General features: G+C 72.1%; 14 protein-coding genes. 7 read left to right on the top strand and 7 right to left on the bottom strand.

Annotation, left to right across the window (positions count from 1 at the left end):
- Positions 1–86 precede the first annotated feature (86 nt).
- On the bottom strand, positions 87–2,774 hold the full coding sequence (gene ppc, locus ABZ840_RS14840) for a phosphoenolpyruvate carboxylase (protein WP_361558860.1): 2,688 nt from the start codon (positions 2,772–2,774) through the stop codon (positions 87–89).
- Positions 2,775–3,117: 343 nt separating this feature from the next.
- On the opposite strand from ppc, the gene ABZ840_RS14835 reads away from it, so the two are divergent.
- Complete coding sequence (locus ABZ840_RS14835; RefSeq protein ID WP_361558778.1) at positions 3,118–4,110, top strand: fatty acid desaturase; 993 nt, start codon at positions 3,118–3,120, stop codon at positions 4,108–4,110.
- A 22-nt stretch (positions 4,111–4,132) separates the two neighbouring features.
- Complete coding sequence (locus ABZ840_RS14830; protein WP_030617371.1) at positions 4,133–4,819, top strand: TetR/AcrR family transcriptional regulator; 687 nt, start codon at positions 4,133–4,135, stop codon at positions 4,817–4,819.
- Positions 4,820–4,889: 70 nt separating this feature from the next.
- Here the strand turns inward: ABZ840_RS14830 and ABZ840_RS14825 are convergent, their stop codons facing one another.
- Positions 4,890–5,252 carry a glyoxalase gene (locus tag ABZ840_RS14825; RefSeq protein ID WP_361558774.1) on the bottom strand — a complete coding sequence of 121 codons (363 nt, stop codon included), beginning with the start codon at positions 5,250–5,252 and terminating at the stop codon, positions 4,890–4,892.
- A gap of 3 nt (positions 5,253–5,255) precedes the next feature.
- A complete protein-coding gene (locus ABZ840_RS14820) occupies positions 5,256–6,080 on the bottom strand; it encodes a trans-aconitate 2-methyltransferase (protein ID WP_361558771.1) in 825 nt (274 codons plus the stop codon).
- Positions 6,081–6,211: 131 nt separating this feature from the next.
- Between ABZ840_RS14820 and tamR the strand changes: the two genes are divergently transcribed.
- The 3 genes from tamR (at position 6,212) to ABZ840_RS14805 (ending at position 9,794) form a co-directional block, all read left to right on the top strand.
- The gene (gene tamR, locus ABZ840_RS14815) at positions 6,212–6,709 is read left to right on the top strand and encodes a MarR family transcriptional regulator TamR (protein WP_052864600.1); all 498 of its coding nucleotides are present in this window, start codon (positions 6,212–6,214) and stop codon (positions 6,707–6,709) included.
- 206 nt (positions 6,710–6,915) lie between these two features.
- A complete protein-coding gene (locus ABZ840_RS14810; RefSeq protein ID WP_361558768.1) occupies positions 6,916–7,698 on the top strand; it encodes an SDR family NAD(P)-dependent oxidoreductase in 783 nt (260 codons plus the stop codon).
- Positions 7,699–7,784: 86 nt separating this feature from the next.
- Positions 7,785–9,794, top strand: coding sequence for a beta-galactosidase (locus ABZ840_RS14805; RefSeq protein WP_361558765.1), 2,010 nt, complete (start codon positions 7,785–7,787; stop codon positions 9,792–9,794).
- A gap of 129 nt (positions 9,795–9,923) precedes the next feature.
- Here the strand turns inward: ABZ840_RS14805 and ABZ840_RS14800 are convergent, their stop codons facing one another.
- The 4 genes from ABZ840_RS14800 to galT all read right to left on the bottom strand — a co-directional run bounded on the left by ABZ840_RS14800 (position 9,924) and on the right by galT (position 14,401).
- Positions 9,924–10,730 (bottom strand): response regulator transcription factor, encoded by an 807-nt coding sequence (locus tag ABZ840_RS14800; protein WP_361558762.1) that lies wholly within the window; start codon positions 10,728–10,730, stop codon positions 9,924–9,926.
- A 423-nt stretch (positions 10,731–11,153) separates the two neighbouring features.
- The gene (gene galK, locus ABZ840_RS14795; RefSeq protein WP_361558759.1) at positions 11,154–12,377 is read right to left on the bottom strand and encodes a galactokinase; all 1,224 of its coding nucleotides are present in this window, start codon (positions 12,375–12,377) and stop codon (positions 11,154–11,156) included.
- Between the two features lie 15 nt (positions 12,378–12,392).
- Positions 12,393–13,358 (bottom strand): UDP-glucose 4-epimerase GalE, encoded by a 966-nt coding sequence (gene galE / locus ABZ840_RS14790; protein WP_361558756.1) that lies wholly within the window; start codon positions 13,356–13,358, stop codon positions 12,393–12,395.
- On the bottom strand, positions 13,355–14,401 hold the full coding sequence (galT, locus tag ABZ840_RS14785) for a galactose-1-phosphate uridylyltransferase (RefSeq protein ID WP_361558753.1): 1,047 nt from the start codon (positions 14,399–14,401) through the stop codon (positions 13,355–13,357). Before galT ends, galE begins: the two co-directional genes overlap by 4 nt.
- A gap of 266 nt (positions 14,402–14,667) precedes the next feature.
- On the opposite strand from galT, the gene ABZ840_RS14780 reads away from it, so the two are divergent.
- Both ABZ840_RS14780 and ABZ840_RS14775 read left to right on the top strand, forming a co-directional pair.
- Positions 14,668–16,338: a sodium:solute symporter family protein gene (locus ABZ840_RS14780; RefSeq protein ID WP_361558750.1), complete on the top strand. Its 1,671-nt coding sequence runs from the start codon at positions 14,668–14,670 to the stop codon at positions 16,336–16,338.
- Positions 16,339–16,358: 20 nt separating this feature from the next.
- Positions 16,359–16,670 (top strand): hypothetical protein, encoded by a 312-nt coding sequence (locus ABZ840_RS14775; RefSeq protein ID WP_361558747.1) that lies wholly within the window; start codon positions 16,359–16,361, stop codon positions 16,668–16,670.
- Positions 16,671–16,673: the final 3 nt, after the last annotated feature.

Below are 16,673 nucleotides of genomic sequence, written 5' to 3'. Positions count from 1 at the left end.
GGCGATGCAGGCCCCGTCGGTGGGCGGCGTCATGCTGCCGCGCGGCAACGGTACGGAAACGTGACCGGCCGCCTCTGTTTGTCGGGTCAGCCCGTGTTGCGCAGCCCCGCTGCCACGCCGTTCACGGTGAGGAGCAGCGCACGCCCCAGCACCGGGTCGGCTTCCTCACCGCGCGCGGCGGCCTCGCGCTGGCGGGCGAGGAGGGAGACCTGGAGGTAGGAGATCGGGTCCAGGTAGGCGTCGCGGATGCGGAAGGTCTGCTTGAGGACCGGGTTGGCCTCCAGCAGCTCGTCCTCCCCGGTCACCCGCAGGACTTCCTGGACGGTCAGCTCGTGCTCGGCCTTGATCACGTCGAAGACGTGCTTGAGCTCGTCGGGCACGAGGGTGTCGACGTAGTGCTGGGCGATCCGCAGGTCGGTCTTGGCCAGCGTCATCTCGACGTTGGACAGGAAGTTGCGGAAGAAGTGCCAGTGCTCGTGCATCTCGCCGACGACGGAGTCCAGGCCGGCCTCGCGGGCGGCCTTCAGGCCGGTGCCGACGCCGAACCAGCCGGGGACGATCTGCCGGGACTGGGTCCAGCCGAACACCCACGGGATGGCGCGGAGGCCGTCGAGGCCGGCGCCGGTGTCGGGGCGGCGGGAGGGCCGGGACCCGAGGTGCAGCTCGGCGAGCTGGTCGACGGGGGTGGCGGCGAAGAAGTACGCCGGGAGGTCCGGGTCCTCGACCAGGCGGCGGTAGGCGCCGTGGGCGGCCTCGGAGACCGTCTCCATCGTGGCGTCCCAGCGGGCCAGCGCCTCGTCGGACTGGCGCGGCGCGGTGTGCAGGGCGGAGGCCTGCAGGGTGGCCGCGACGGTCAGTTCCAGGTTCTCGCGGGCCAGGGACGGCACGAGGTACTTGTCGGAGATGACCTCGCCCTGCTCGGTGACCTTGATCTCGCCTTCGAGGGTGCCGTAGGGCTGGGCGAGGATCGCGTCGTGGGAGGGGCCGCCGCCGCGGCCGACGGTGCCGCCGCGGCCGTGGAAGAGGCGCAGCCGTACGCCGTGCCGGTGGGCAACGTCGCGGAGCAGGCGCTGGGCGCGGTGGATCTCCCACTGGGAGGTGGTGATGCCGCCGAACTTGGAGGAGTCGGAGTAGCCGAGCATGACCTCCTGGACGTCGTCGCGCAGGGCGACGAGACGCCGGTAGGAGGGGTCGGACAGCATCTCGTCGAGGAGCTTGTCCGCGATCTTCAGCTCGTCGGTGGTCTCCAGGAGCGGCACGATGCCGACCTTGGCCCAGCCGGCGTGCAGGTCGATCAGGCCGGCTTCGCGGGCCAGGACGGCGGCGGCGAAGACGTCGTCGGAGCCGGCGCACATGGAGATGATGTACGACTCGATGACCTCGGGGCCGAAGGTCTCCTTGGCCTCGCGGACGGTCTCGAAGACGCCGAGCGTCTTGGCGCCGGCCGCGTCCAGCGGGGCGGGGCTGGGGGCCAGCGGGCGGCGCGAGCGCAGCTCCTTGGCCAGCAGCTTGCGGCGGTAGTCGCGCGGCATGTCCACGTACCGCCAGGACTCCTCGCCGAGCCGGTCGAAGAGCTGGCCGAGGGCGTGGTGGTGGGCGTCGGCGTGCTCGCGGACGTCCATGGTGGCGAGCTGGAGGCCGAACGCGGCGATCGTGCGGATCGTGCGCTCCAGGCGTCCGTCGGCGACGAGGCCGCCGCGGTGCTCGCGCAGCGAGGTCTGCAGGAGGACGAGGTCGTCGGTCAGCTCGCGGGTGCCGAGGTAGTCGCGGCCGGCGACGTGCGGGGTGTCGTTGGCCAGGCGCTCGCGGGTGTTGACGAGCTTCTGCCGGATGCAGGTCGCCTTGAGGCGGTAGGGCTCCTCGCTGTTCAGCCGCTTGTAGCGGGGGCTGATCTCGGGGAGGAGGTCCAGGTCCTGCTGGAGGGAGGCGAGCAGTTCCTCGGTGGCGCCGCAGTTGCGGATGGAGTTCGACAGCGCGCCGCGCAGCTCGTCGACGTGCTCCAGCGCGTCGGTGATGCCGTGCTCGTGCTGGAGGATGAGGACGTCCCAGGTCACCTGGGGGGTGACGTTGGGGTTGCCGTCGCGGTCGCCGCCGATCCAGGTGCCGAAGGTGAGGGGGCGGGTGCCGGCGGGGAGCTGGACGCCGGCCCGCTCCAGCTCGGCGGCGAGGTCTTCGAGGACGTCGCCGACGGCACCGCGGCCGAGCTCGTCGAGGTAGTAGATGGCGTTGCGGGCCTCGTCGGTGGGCTCCGGGCGCGCCACGCGCAGCTCGTCGGTCTGCCAGATCAGGTCGATGTTCTCGGCCAGCCGGAGGTCCGCGCGGCGGCGGTCGCCGGCGTCGGTGGTGTCCAGCAGCTCGGCGACCTTGCGGAGCTTGGTGAGGACGGAGCGCCGGGCGGCCTCGGTGGGGTGCGCCGTGAAGACGGGGCGCACGGCGAGGTGCGCCGCGGTCGCGCGGAGGTGCTCGGGGTCGGCGTCCTTGAGCATGTCGGCGGTGCGGGCGAGGATGCCGCCCTCGGCGGCACGCTTGGCGCGCAGCTCGCGTCCGCGGTGCACCTGCTCGGTGACGTTCGCGAGGTGGAAATACGTGGAGAAGGCCCGCACGAGCTTGGTAGCGGTGATCAGGTCGGTGTCACCGAGGAGCTCGGCGGCGGCCTCGCCGTCGGTCCGCGTCAACGCGCGTACCCGCTCCACCAGATCGAGGAGCTCGGGCCCCTCCTGGCGTACGAGGGTCTCGCCGAGCAGATCGCCGAGGCGGCGGATGTCGGCGCGCAGGGCGCCGTTGCCGGCTTCCGCCGTGTCGGCGGCCCCGGAGAACGGGGCCTGCTGGACGGCGTCGGGAGAGATGTCGGCACTGCTCACAGGTGCGGCTCCTTGCAGTGTTGAGCACGTCTGGGCTGGTGAGTGTCGTAGGGACACTCCCTGGTGGCGGGTTGCGGACCGCGCTGTCCGACGCCTCAAGAATAGATCTCCGCTTTTCGGGCGGTCACACCGTCCGCTCTGTGAGAGGGGCTGTCGGGCCGGTCACACCCTTGTACGGTGTGGCGGCACTGCCATACTTACGAGACCGTAGGTTACGGAACCGTAGCCCTGCCTCCGACCCCAGCGAGGGACACACATGACCGCTGGCCCCGAAGTCGTCGAGAAAACCGTCAAGTCCGCCGATACCCCACTGCCCTCCGCGACGCTGGGTAGCGACAGCAAACGCTCCGTCGAACAGATCACGCTGCTGCTGTTCATCACCGTGCCGTTCCTGGCCCTGGTGGCCGCGGTTCCGCTGGCCTGGGGCTGGGGCGTGAGCTGGCTCGATCTGGGGCTGCTGGTGGCGATGTACTTCATCGGCTGCCACGGCATCACGATCGGTTTCCATCGCTACTTCACCCACGGGTCGTTCAAGGCGAAGCGGCCGCTGCGCATCGCCCTGGCGATCATGGGCTCGCTCGCGGTGGAGGGCCCGCTGGTGCGGTGGGTCGCGGACCACCGCAGGCACCACAAGTTCTCCGACGCCGAGGGTGACCCGCACTCGCCGTGGCGTTACGGCGAGACCGTGCCGGCCCTGCTGAAGGGCCTGTGGTGGGCGCACATGGCGTGGATGTTCGACGAGGAGCAGACGCCGCAGCACAAGTACGCGCCGGACCTGATCAAGGACCCGGCGATCCGCGCGGTCTCCCGCCAGTTCGTCCTGTGGACGTCCGTCTCGCTGCTGATCCCGCCGCTGGTCGGCGGGCTGGTGACGATGTCGTGGTGGGGCGCGTTCACCGCGTTCTTCTGGGGCTCGCTGGTGCGGGTGGCGCTGCTGCACCACGTCACGTGGTCGATCAACTCCATCTGCCACGCGGTGGGCAAGCGTCCCTTCAAGTCGCGGGACCGCTCGGGCAACGTCTGGTGGCTGGCGATCCTGTCCTGCGGTGAGTCCTGGCACAACCTGCACCACGCGGACCCGACCTGTGCGCGGCACGGCGTACTGAAGGGGCAGCTGGACTCCAGCGCGCGGCTGATCAGCTGGTTCGAGAAGCTGGGCTGGGCGTACGACGTGCGCTGGCCGAACGCTTCCCGGCTCGACTCCCGCCGCCAGGAGAAGACCGCGCCGGGGGGCGCAGCCCGGTCGTAGCCGGGGGAGGCATGATTGTCGGGTGGCGATCGATGGCAGCAGCGTGAGTGGCAGCAAGGACAAGGCGTCTTCCGGTGCGGGCGCGCGGCGCGCGCGGCGGGTCCGCATGACGGGCAAGGAGCGCCGTGAGCAGCTGCTGGACATCGGGCGCACGGTGTTCGCCGAGCGGGGCTTCGAGGGCACGTCGGTGGAGGAGATCGCGGCGAAGGCCGGGGTGTCCAAGCCGGTGGTCTACGAGCACTTCGGCGGCAAGGAAGGGCTGTACGCGGTCGTCGTGGACCGGGAGATGCGGCGGCTGCTGGACATGGTGACGGGTGCCCTGACCGCGGGGCACCCGCGCGAGCTGCTGGAGCAGGCGGCGTTCGCGCTGCTGGACTACATCGAGTCCTACACCGACGGCTTCCGCATCCTGGTGCGGGACTCCCCCGTGGCCCAGTCGACGGGCACGTTCGCCTCGCTGATCAGTGACATCGCGACGCAGGTCGAGGACATCCTGGGCCTGGAGTTCAAGGCGCGGGGCTTCGACCCGAAGCTGGCGCCGCTGTACGCGCAGGCGCTGGTCGGAATGGTCGCGCTGACCGGCCAGTGGTGGCTGGACGTCCGCAAGCCGAAGAAAGCGGAAGTGGCGGCGCACCTGGTGAACCTCGCCTGGCACGGCCTGGACGGGCTGGAGCCGAAGCCGCGGCTGATAGGCCACCGCAAGGCGTGACCGAGGGCCACACCCGCCCCAAAGTTCACCCGAAAGAGTGAGCGGCGCAGAGGGCTTCAGGGGCGCCGCATCAGCACAGGGGTTCGAGGAATTCCAGTCGGTTGCCGACCGGGTCGTGGGAGTAGAAGCGGCGGTGGCCCGGCAGGGCGTCGTCCCAGGTGACGTCCGCGCCGTGCGCTGCGAGCCGGGCGGCGAAGGCGTCGATGCCCGTGACGAGGACGCCGGGGTGAGCCTTGGCCGCCGGCCGGAAGCCCTCTTCGATGCCGATATGGAGGCGGACCCTACCGGCCTCGAACCACGCTCCGCCTCGCGCGGCGAGCCCGGGCGGCTTCGGCACCCGGGACATCCCCAGCACACCCTCGTAGTACGCGGACACCGCGTCCTCCGATCCGGGCGGCGCCGCGAGCTGGACGTGGTCGAGGCCGGTGATCATCCGCTATATCTCCTTGCGTGCCACGGCGAAGATCCTCCGGAAGGGGAAGACGGTGCCGTGCGGCCCCGCCGGATAAGCCTTGCGCAGCAGGTCGCGGTACTGGTCGAGGAATTCCTCGCGGGCCTCGGGGTCGTCCTCCAGCGCCGTGAGGACGGGACGCAGGGCGGTCCCCTTCACCCAGTCCAGCACCGGGTCCTCGCCCCGCAGGACCTGCACGTAAGTGGTCTCCCAGGTGTCCGCCGCGCAGCCCAGGTCGATCAGCCGCTTCAGGTACTCCTCCGGTTCCAGTACGTGCACGAAGCGCCGTCCCTGGTCTCCCAGGCGGGCCCGCCACCGAGGGGTGTCGCACAGGTCGCCGAGGAGGGCGTGGCTGGGCGAGGTGAAGTTGCCGGGGACCTGGAAGGCGAGGGTGCCGCCGGGGGCGAGGGTGTCGATCCAGGGACCGAAGGACTCGGCGTGGCCGGGGACCCACTGCAGCGCCGCGTTGGAGACGATGAGATCGAAGGGTTCGCCGGGGGTCCAGGTGGCGGCGTCGGCGGGGGCGAAGTCCAGCAGCCCGCCGCCCGCCGTGGGGCCCTCGTAGGACCGGGCCCTGGCCAGCATGTCGGCGGAGCTGTCGAAGCCGGTGATGTGCGCGTCGGGCCATCGGTCGGCTATCAGGGCCGTGACGTTGCCCGGGCCGCAGCCCAGGTCGGCGATGCGCGGGCGGCGCACGGCGGGCAGCTCGGGGATGCGGGCGAGCAGGTCCAGGAACGGGCGGGTGCGGTGGGTCGCGTGGCGGAGATACTGCGTTGGGTCCCAGGTCGGCGCAACGTGCGTGTCGTGCATGGTCGAACCCCTCTGCTGATCGGGCCAGTGCCGGTGGAGCAGGAACTGCTGCCGACGCTGCCCAATCGTCCAGGAAAATATATCTTGACGTCAAGAGACTTCACGTCGACACAACCACTACACTGATCGACATGGAGGACGAGGTCGACCGACTGGTCGCTGCATGGCGCCGCGAGCGCCCCGACCTCGATGTGGAACCACTCGAGGTGCTCAGCCGCGTCAGCCGGCTCGCCCGGCATCTCGACCGCGCGCGGCGGCTGGCCTTCTCCGAGGTGGGCCTCGAACCCTGGGAGTTCGACGTCCTCACCGCGCTGCGCCGGGCCGGCTCGCCGTACCAGCTCTCCCCCGGCCAGCTGCTCACGCAGACCCTGGTCACTTCCGGCACCATGACCAATCGTATCGACCGGCTCGCCAAGAAGGGTCTCGTCGAACGGCTGCCGGACCCGAGCGACCGACGCGGCGTCCTCGTCCGGCTCACCACGGAAGGCCGCGACCGCGCCGATCAGTCGCTGGCCGGGCTGCTCACCCAGGAGCGGGCGATCCTGGCCGAGCTCTCCCGCGCGGAGCGGGGTGAACTGGCGGGCCTGCTGCGGCAGTTGACGGCACCGTTCGACAACATTCCGGGCTAGCGCCCGATCAGGGGCGCGGGGCGTGCCGATGTGCGGCTCCGCCGCGTGGGCGCGCTCGGCCAGCGCGGTGGCGCACCCGGCAGCGCCGCTGCACTGCCACCCCGGTGGCCGAGCGCGGCACCGTCCCGGCCGGTCGCGCAGTTCCCCGCGCCCCTTACGGGGCGCCCTCTTGCCCGACGCGGCACGCGTCCACTTGGATCGCGGCCATGAGCCACGAGCGCGATGCGCCGCCCGCAGGGCACCGGTTCCACGGCCGTACCCACCTCGTCACCGGCGCCGCCTCCGGGATCGGTGCGGCCACCGCCGACCGGCTGGCCGCCGAGGGCGCCCGCGTCCTCCTTCTCGACATCGACGACGAGCGCGGCGAGCGCACCGCGCGCCGCATCCGCGCCGCCGGCGGCACCGCCTCCTACGAGCGCTGCGACGTCACCGACGAGGCCGCCTGGCAGCGCGCCGTGGCCGCGGCCCGGGGCCGCTACGGGCCGGTCGACGGCCTGGTCTCCAACGCCTTCACCCACTACGCGGCGCCCGCCGACCGCACCCCGCGCGCCGACTGGGACCACCAGCTCGCCGTCAACCTCACCGGCGCCTTCCTCGGCGTCCGGGCCGCCCTGGACGACCTGCGGGAACGGCAGGGCGCCGTGGTGCTGACCTCCTCCGTGCACGCCCTGGTCGGGCTGCCGGGCCGGCCCGCGTACGCCGCCTCCAAGGCGGGCCTGACCGGTCTCGCCCGCCAGCTGGCCGTCGAGTACGGCCCCGACGTACGGGTGAACTCCGTGCTGCCCGGCCCCGTCCTCACCCCGGCCTGGGAAGGCATCGCCGAGGAGGACCGGCGGGCCACCGCGGCCGAGACCGCGGCCGCGCGGCTCGGCAGGCCCGAGGAGATCGCCGCCACGATCGCCTTCCTGCTCTCCCCGGACGCCTCCTTCGTCACCGGCGCGAGCCTCGTCGTCGACGGCGGCTGGAGCGTCCTGAAGAACTCCTCCTGACCAGCCACGGCCGGCCACGGCGAGCACGCGGCCGGCAGCACCGCAGCGACCACGCGACCCGACAAGCCCCCAGGGGGGACCGCGCGATGGGAATCCGGTACGGCGGGGACTACAACCCCGAGCAGTGGCCCGAGGACGTACGGGCCGAGGACCTGGTCCTCATGAAACAGGCGCACGTCACGATGGTGACCGCCGGGATCTTCTCCTGGGCCCGGGTCGAACCCCGGCCCGGCACCTACGACTTCGGCTGGTTCGACCGCGTCATGGACGGCCTGGACCAGGCCGGCGTCGCGGTCTGCCTGGCCACCATGACCGCCTCCCCGCCGCCCTGGCTCGCCCACCGGTACCCCGAGATCCTCCCCGAGGACGCCGACGGCACCCGGCGGTGGCCGGGCGCCCGCCAGCACTACTGCCCCTCCAGCCCGGTCTACCGCGAACACGCCGTTCGCCTCGCCGAACGCCTCGCCCACCGCTACGCCGGGCACCCCGCGCTCGCCCTGTGGCACGTCGGCAACGAGTACGGCTGCCACACCCGGCAGTGCTACTGCGACGTCTCGGCCCGCGACTTCCGCCGCTGGCTGCGCGAGCGGTACGGCACCGTCGAGGCGCTCAACGACGCCTGGTCCACCGCCTTCTGGTCACAGGGCTACGGCGACTTCGAGGAGGTCCTGCCGCCGCGCGCCGCGCCCACCTCCGCCAACCCGGCGCAGCAGCTGGACTACCTCCGCTTCAGCGACGACGCGCTGCGCGCCTGCTACCTGGCCGAGAAGGAGGTACTGAACCGCGTCACGCCGGACGTGCCCGTCACCACCAACCTCATGCCGGACCACAAGCCCGTCGACGCGTTCTCCTGGGCCCGCGACATGGACGTCATGGCGCTGGACTTCTACCAGGACCCCCACGTCCCCGACGACCACGTCCGCGCCGGCTACAACTTCGACCTGATGCGCTCGGCCCGCGCAGGACAGCCCTGGCTGCTCCTCGAACAGGCCCCCAGCGCCGTCAACTGGCGCCCCCGCAACGGCCCCAAGCCGCCCGGCGCGATGCGGCTGTGGAGCTGGCAGGCCGTCGCCCAGGGCGCCGACGCGGTGCTGTTCTTCCAGTGGCGGCAGTCGCTCGGCGGCGCCGAGAAGTACCACTCCGCGATGGTCCCGCACGGCGGCACCGACACCCGCGTCTTCCGCGAGGTCACCGAGCTGGGGCGGGAGCTGGCCGCCGTACCGGGCATCGAGGGCACCCGCTCCGAGGCGCAGGTGGCGCTGCTCGCCGACTGGGACAGCCGGCGCGCCCTGGAGCTGGACTCCCGGCCCTCCACGGCGCTGGAGGCCCCCGAGCGGGCGCTGGCCCACTACCGCCCGTTGTTCGAGGCGGGCGTCGCCTGCGACATCGCCCCGCCCGACCGGGACCTGACCGGCTACCGCCTGGTCGTCGTCCCCAACCTCTACCTGCTGCGCACCGAGGACGCCGAACGGCTGGCCGCATACGTGCACGGCGGCGGGCACGTGCTGGTGTCGTTCTTCTCCGGCATCGTCGACGCGCACGACCGGGTGCACCCCGGCGGGTATCCGGCGCCGCTCCGCGAGCTGCTGGGGCTGTGGGTGGAGGAGTTCCGGCCGCTGGACGAGGGCGCCCGGCTGCTGCTGCGCGGGCGCTACTCGGGCCGCGCCGACCTCTGGGCCGAGGACATCGTCCTCGAAGGCGCCGGCTCCGTCGTCGACTTCGTCGGCGAGGACCCGGCGCTGCGGCCCGCGATCACCCGCCACTCCTACGGCCGGGGCACCGCCTGGTACGTGGCGACCCGCCCCGACCCGGGCCTGATGCGCTCCCTGATGGACGACGTACGGGAGGCGGCGGGCGTCACGCCCGTCCTGCCGGGGCTGCCGTCCGGCGTGCAGGCGGCCGTGCGCTCCGGGGCCCGTGAGCGGTACCTCTTCCTGCTCAACCACGGGCAGGAGCCGGCCGACGTGCCGCTGCCGGGGCCGATGACCGACGCGCTGGCGCAGGCCGCGCCGCGGGCGGCGACCGTGCATCACCTCACCCTGCCGGCCCGCGGCGTGGCCGTCCTGACGGAGCCCGGCCCGCAGGCCGGCTCCTGAGCGGCGCCCGCGCCCGGGGGCAAGGGCCCGGGCGGCGGGACGGTCAGGGTCTGCCGGCGGCCGGGCCTCCGCACCGGCCGCCGGCGGCCGTACCGGCCCGGGCGCGGCGGCCGGCGGCCCCCGGGCCCGTCACGGCACCGACACCGACGCCGTCGGCACCGGCTGCGCGGCCGGGGACGACGGGGGCGGCTCCAGCTCGACCGGCCCCACCCCGGCCCGGCGCGCCAGCGCCACCGCCGCGAGCGTGGAGTGCACGCCGAGCTTGCCCAGCACGTTCTGCATGTGCGTACGGACCGTGTGCGGGGAGAGGAACAGCCGTTCCGCGACCGCCTTGCGGCCGAGCCCCGCGACCATGCAGCGCAGCACCTCGCGCTCGCGCGGGGTCAGCGACTCCACCAGCCGCTCGCTCTCGGTGCGGTGCTTGCGCGCCGCCGTCAGCTCCCGCAGCACGCCCGTCAGGAGCGCGGGCGGGAGGTGCGTCTCGTCCCGCAGCACGCCGCGGATCACGGCCAGCAGGCGGGAGAGCGAGCAGTCCTTGGCGACCCAGCCGCCGGCCCCCGCCTGGAGCGCGGCCGCGGCCCTGCGCGGGTCGTCCTTCTCCGCGAGCACCACGGCACGGACCATCGGATGGGTGGTGCGGACCGAGGTGACCAGCGAGATGCCGTCCACGGGCGCGCCGTCGGACGCGCCGTCCCGCGGCACCTGGGGCCGCATGGGGACCGCCGCGAGCGGTGCGACGGCCGCGCCGAGGTCGGCGTCGACGAGCATGACGTCGAAGCGCCGGCCCTCGGAGGCCGCTCGCTCCAGACTGCGCAGGGCCGCCGGTCCGCTCCCGGCCGCCGCCACGTCCACGTCCTGTTCGGCCGCGAGGGCGGCCGCCAGGGACTCGGCAAAGATGCGGTGGTCGTCGACCACCAAGACCCGGATGCGTTGCACTGAGGACCCCCTGTCTCGGGGAACGGGCAGGAATGGGTACGCGCGCCCGCGGCGGGGACGCCGCACCGGCACGGCCGCCGCCGTGCTGCACCGCTTGTCCCACCCCGGGCGCCGTACCCTCCTCCCCGCGCCGCGTTCGGCGGGGAGGGTCCAGCTCGCCCCCTGATCGGCACCGGCCCCCACCGGTGCTCTGTTCAGCGTACGTACGGGGTCCGGCAACGGAAGCCGATTGGCAAAACTGCCCGACCCATGTGTTCAGGGTGGGGCAGTCGGCCCACCACGGGGCGCCAGTACCCGGTGATCGGCTCATTCCGACCGGTTACCGGCGGATGCCGGCGGGGCTCTCGGCCAGTCGCGGATACCGGCTGACAGGGGATCACGGGTGTGCGGCGGCGGGCGCCCGTGCCCCCGCCGCCGCGTCCGTCACGCCAGCCGCCGGGCCCCCGCGCTCGGCACGGCGGGGAAGATCCGCGGCGCCGCGTACCCGGCCGCCGCGAACGCCTCCGTGACGGCCTTGCCGACGTCGTCCGCCGTCACCTCTTCCACCAGCACGATCGCCGACCCGCCGAAGCCGCCGCCGGTCATCCGCGCGCCCAGCGCCCCGGCCCGGTTCGCGGCGTCGACCACGAGGTCCAGCTCGGCGCAGGAGACGGCGAAGTCGTCGCGGAGCGAGGCGTGCCCGGCGGTCAGCAGCGGGCCGATGCCGCGCGGGTCGCCCGCGTCGAGGCGCGCCATGACGTCCTCCACCCGCCGGTTCTCGGTCACGATGTGCCGTACCAGGGGCCGCACGGCCGCCTCGTCCGCCAGCGACTCCAGCGTCTGCGCGAGATCTTCGTACGCCACATCACGCAGGGCGCGTACGCCGAGTGTGCGCGCGGCCCGCTCACAGCCGGCGCGGCGTTCGGCGTAGGCCCCGTCCCCCAGTTCGTGCTGGACGCGGGTGTCGACGACCAGCAGACGCAGTCCGGCCGCCGCGAGGTCGAAGGGGACCTGGCGGCGGGTGAGGTCGCGGGTGTCCAGCAGGAGGGCGTGTCCCTCGGTGCAGCACGCCGAGGCGGTCTGGTCCATGATCCCGCAGGGCACGCCGACGAAGGCGTTCTCGGCCCGCTGCGCGAGCCGGGCCAGCTCCTGTCCGTCCAGCTCCAGGCCGTACAGGTCGTTCAGCGCCAGGGCTGTGGCGACCTCCAGGGCCGCGGAGGAGGAGAGTCCGGCGCCGGTGGGCACGACGGAGTCGAAGTGCAGGTCGGCGCCGCCGCCGACGGGCAGCCCGGCCTCCCGCATCGCCCACAGGACACCGGCCGGGTACGCGGCCCACCCACCGCCCGCCCGTCGCCCGCCACCGCCCCAATCGGAGGCGCTGCGCGCCGAAGCGTCCATTGCGGGCCGCAGCGACTCCGTACGCAGCTCCACGATGCCGCCCCGGACGTTGCCCGAGTGCAGGCGCAGCACGCCGTCCGTACGGGGCGCCGCCGCGGCGGTCGTGGTGTGCGGCAGGGCCAGCGGCATCACGAAGCCGTCGTTGTAATCGGTGTGCTCACCGATGAGGTTGACCCGCCCGGGTGCGGCCCACACGCCGTGCGGGTCGGTCCCGTACACCTCGCGGAAGGCGGCTGCGGTGCGGGGCGCGCCGTGCTCCGTGTCTGTCACCCGGACTCCTTCGTCCTATTGCTGCTGGATCTTCTGGGCGAACGCCCAGGCGTCGGCGACGATGCCCGACAGGTCGGCGCGGCGCGGCTGCCACCCCAGCCGGTCGGCCGCCGTCTTCGCGGAGGCGACCAGGACCGCCGGGTCGCCGCCGCGGCGCGGGGCCACGACCTCGGGGACCGGGTGGCCGGTGACCTTGCGGACGGTCTCGATGACCTCGCGCACGGAGAAGCCGTTGCCGTTGCCGAGGTTGCAGATCAGGTGCTCGCCGGCGGTCGCCGCGTCCAGCGCGAGGAGGTGCGCGTCGGCGAGGTCGGCGACGTGGATGTAGTCGCGGACGCAGGTGCCGTCCGGCGTCGGGTAGTCGTCGCCGAAGACGGAGATGTGCTCCCGGCGGCCCTGGGCGACCTGGAGGACGAGCGGGATGAGGTGCGACTCGGGGTCGTGCCGCTCGCCGCAGTCGCCGTACGCGCCGGCCACGTTGAAGTACCGCAGCGACACCGCGGCCAGGCCGTGCGCCGCGCACTCGCCGCTGATCATGTGGTCGACGGCCAGCTTCGAGGCGCCGTACGGGGAGGTGGGCGCGGTGGGGTCGGTCTCCGTGATGGGGGTGTTCACGGGCTCGCCGTAGGTCGCGGCGGTGGAGGAGAAGACCAGGGTGCGCACGCCCGCGGTGCGCATCGCGGCGAGCAGGTCCATGGTGCCGCCGACGTTGTTGCGCCAGTACTTCTCCGGGTCCACGACGGACTCGCCGACCTGCGAGAACGCGGCGAAGTGCAGGACGGCGTCGAAGGACCGGTCCAGCCACTTGCCGGCGTCCTGGACCCGGCCCTCGATGAACTCGGCGCCCGCGGGGACGCCCTCGCGGTGGCCGGTGGACAGGTCGTCCAGGACGACGACCTCGTGGCCGGCCTCCAGCAGGTGGGCCGCCACGACGCTGCCGACGTAACCGGCTCCGCCGGTCACCAGGTACTTCTTGCTCACGCGCTCGCTACCTCTCGCAGTCGCTGCGCCGCGGCTTCCGGCGGCACATCGTTGATGAACACATTCATGCCGGATTCGGAACCCGCGAGAAATTTCAGCTTGCCGGGAGTGCGTCGGATGGTGAAGAGCTCCAGATGGAGTGCGAAGTCCGCGCGGTGCGGGGCGCGCACCGGCGCCTGGTGCCACGCGGCGATGTACGGCGTCGGCGGCTCCCCCGCTCCGAAGATCCGGTCGAACCGTCGCAAGACTTCCAGGTACAGCTGTGGGAACTCTGTGCGCGCGTCCTCGTCGAGGGCGAGCAGGTCGGGGACGCGGCGGCGGGGGTAGAGGTGCACCTCGTACGGCCAGTGCGCCGCGTACGGCACGAAGGCGACCCAGTGCTCGCCCTCCAGGACGACGCGGCTGCCGTCGGCGAGCTCGTCGGCGACGACGTCGTCGAAGAGGTTGCGGCCGCCGGTACGCTCCCGGTGCGCCTCGGCCGAGGCGAGCATCCGCTCGGTGCGGGGGGTCACGAAGGGGTACGCGTAGATCTGCCCGTGCGGGTGGCCGAGGGTCACGCCGATCTCGGCGCCGCGGTTCTCGAAGCAGAAGACCTGCTCGACGTCCGGCAGCTGGGTGAGCTCGGCGGTCCGGTCCGTCCAGGCCTCCAGGACCAGCGCCGCCTGCTCCTCGGTGAGGTCGGCGAAGGAGGCGTGGTGGTCGGAGGTGAAGCAGACCACCTCGCACCGGCCTGTACCGCCGGCGAGCGAGGGGAAGCGGTTCTCGAAGACGGCGACGTCGTAGTCGGCGGCGGGGATCTCCGAGAGCCGGCCGTCCCGCGAGGGGCAGAGCGGGCACTCGTCGGCCGGCGGGTGGTAGGTACGGCCCTGGCGGTGCGAGGCGACGGCCACCGAGTCGCCGAGGAGGCGGTCGTGGCGGATCTCGGAGGCGGTGGTGACCCGCGGGAGGGGGCGCTGGTCGACGGCGTCGCGCACGGCGTCGTCCCGGGAGTCGTAGTAGATGAGTTCCCGGCCGTCCGCGAGCCGCGTGGACGTCTTCTTCACTGATGCTCCTCGCCGAGCCGACGACCAAACACAAACAAACATAATGAACCACGAGCCAACAGATCCGTCAACGCATCGACCGTACGCCGCATGCCAGGCACGCAGCGTCACTTGATCGGATGACTCGATCACGATCCAACAAACAAAACAAACAAAAGTGTTCAGTTTCCGAGGCGCCGAGCGTAGCTTTCTGAGCGTTCACGGCAAGGGCGCCCCGCACCAACGGCAGTTTCTGGGGGCGCTGCCCCCAGACCCCCGGAGCACCCATGATCACGTTGGCCGAAGGGCTACGCCTCCCGACGAACGGGCTCGACTACACCATCCTGGCGATCTACTTCGCCGTCGTCCTGGGCATCGGCTTCGCCGCCAAACGCAGCGTGAAGACCAGCCTGGACTTCTTCCTGTCCGGCCGGTCACTGCCCGCCTGGGTCACCGGCCTCGCGTTCGTCGCCGCCAACCTCGGCGCCACCGAGATCCTCGGCATGGCCGCCAACGGCGCGCAGTACGGCGCGTACACCGTGCACTGGTACTGGATCGGCGCCATCCCCGCCATGGTCTTCCTCGGCCTGGTGATGATGCCCTTCTACTACGGCTCGAAGGTCCGCTCCGTCCCGGAGTTCCTGCTGCACCGCTTCGGGCCGTCCTCGCACCTGCTGTCCTCGATCATCTTCGCGGTCTCGTCCGTGCTGATCGCGGGCGTGAACCTCTACGCGATGGCGATCGTGCTGGAGGCGCTGCTGGGCTGGCCGGAGTGGGTGGCGATCGTCGTCGCCGGCTTCTTCGTCCTCGCGTACATCACCATCGGCGGCCTGTCCTCGGCGATCTACAACGAGGTCCTGCAGTTCTTCGTCATCCTCGCCGCGCTGATCCCGCTGACCATCGTCGGCCTCAAGCGCGTCGGCGGCTGGGACGGCCTGACCAGCAGCCTCACCGACAGCCACGGCGGTGACTTCCTCACCGCCTGGGGCGGCACCGGCATCGGCGAGTCCAACCCGCTCGGCGCCAACTGGCTGACCATCGTGCTCGGCCTCGGCTTCGTGATGAGCTTCGGCTACTGGACCACCAACTTCGCCGAGGTGCAGCGCGCGCTGTCCGCGAAGAACCTCTCCGCCGCCAAGCGCACCCCGCTCATCGCCGCCTTCCCCAAGATCTTCATCCCGCTGGTCGTGGTCGTGCCCGGCCTGATCGCGCTGGTCATGGAGCCCTCGCTGGGCAAGACCAAGGACGGCCTGCAGTACAACGACGCGATCCCGGTCCTCATGCGCGACCTGCTGCCGAACGGCGTGCTGGGCATCGCGGTGACCGGTCTGCTCGCCGCGTTCATGGCCGGTATGGCCGCCAACGTCTCGTCGTTCAACACGGTCTTCACCAACGACATCTGGGCGGCGTACCTGAAGAAGGGCCGCGAGGACGCGTACTACCTGAAGACCGGCCGGGTGGTCACCGCGGTCGGCGTGCTGATCGGCATGGGCACGGCGTTCATCGCCTCCAGCTTCAGCAACATCATGAACTACCTGCAGACGCTGTTCTCGTTCTTCAACGTCCCGCTGTTCGTGGTGTTCATCATCGGCATGTTCTGGAAGCGCACCAGTGCCGCCGCCGGTTTCTGGGGGCTGCTCTCCGGCACCGTGGCCGCGATGGTCAACTACTTCTGGTTCTACAAGCAGGGCATCATCGCGATCCCCTCCGACCAGGGCGCCAACTTCGTCTCCTCGATCGTCGCCTTCGTCGTCGGCGCGGTCGTGATGTTCGTGATCACCCTGGTGACCAAGCCCAAGTCCGCGGAGTCGCTGGCCGGCCTGGTCTACGGCACCCGCTCGCCCGGCATGGAGGAGCTGCCCGCCGAGGGTGACGACGCCTGGTACCGCAAGCCGGCCCTGCTGGGCTGGGGCGCGGTCGTCCTCGCCGCCCTCTGCTACATCCCCTTCTCCTTCTGAGGCCCACAGGAGCACACACCATGAGTGACTACCAGCACGAGGTCGAGGAGCTGGAGCGCAAGTCCGCCACGGCGGCCCGGCTCTTCGACGTACGCCGCATCATCGGCGGACTCTTCGTCCTCTACGGCGTGATCGTCACGATCGCCGGCCTCACCGCGTCCGACGCGGACCTGAAGAAGGCCCAGGACATCAACATCAACCTCTGGACCGGCCTCGGCATGCTGATCCTCGGCGTGGTCTTCCTGCTGTGGATGAAGCTGCGTCCCGCCGAGGCACCGGCCGTCGAGGAGACCGGCGCCACGGACGGCGCCGCGAGCGGTACGACGGACTGACCC

Source organism: Streptomyces sp. NPDC047117, assembly GCF_040643545.1.
Classification (GTDB): domain Bacteria; phylum Actinomycetota; class Actinomycetes; order Streptomycetales; family Streptomycetaceae; genus Streptomyces.
This window is presented reverse-complemented; position numbering and strand designations above follow the sequence as displayed.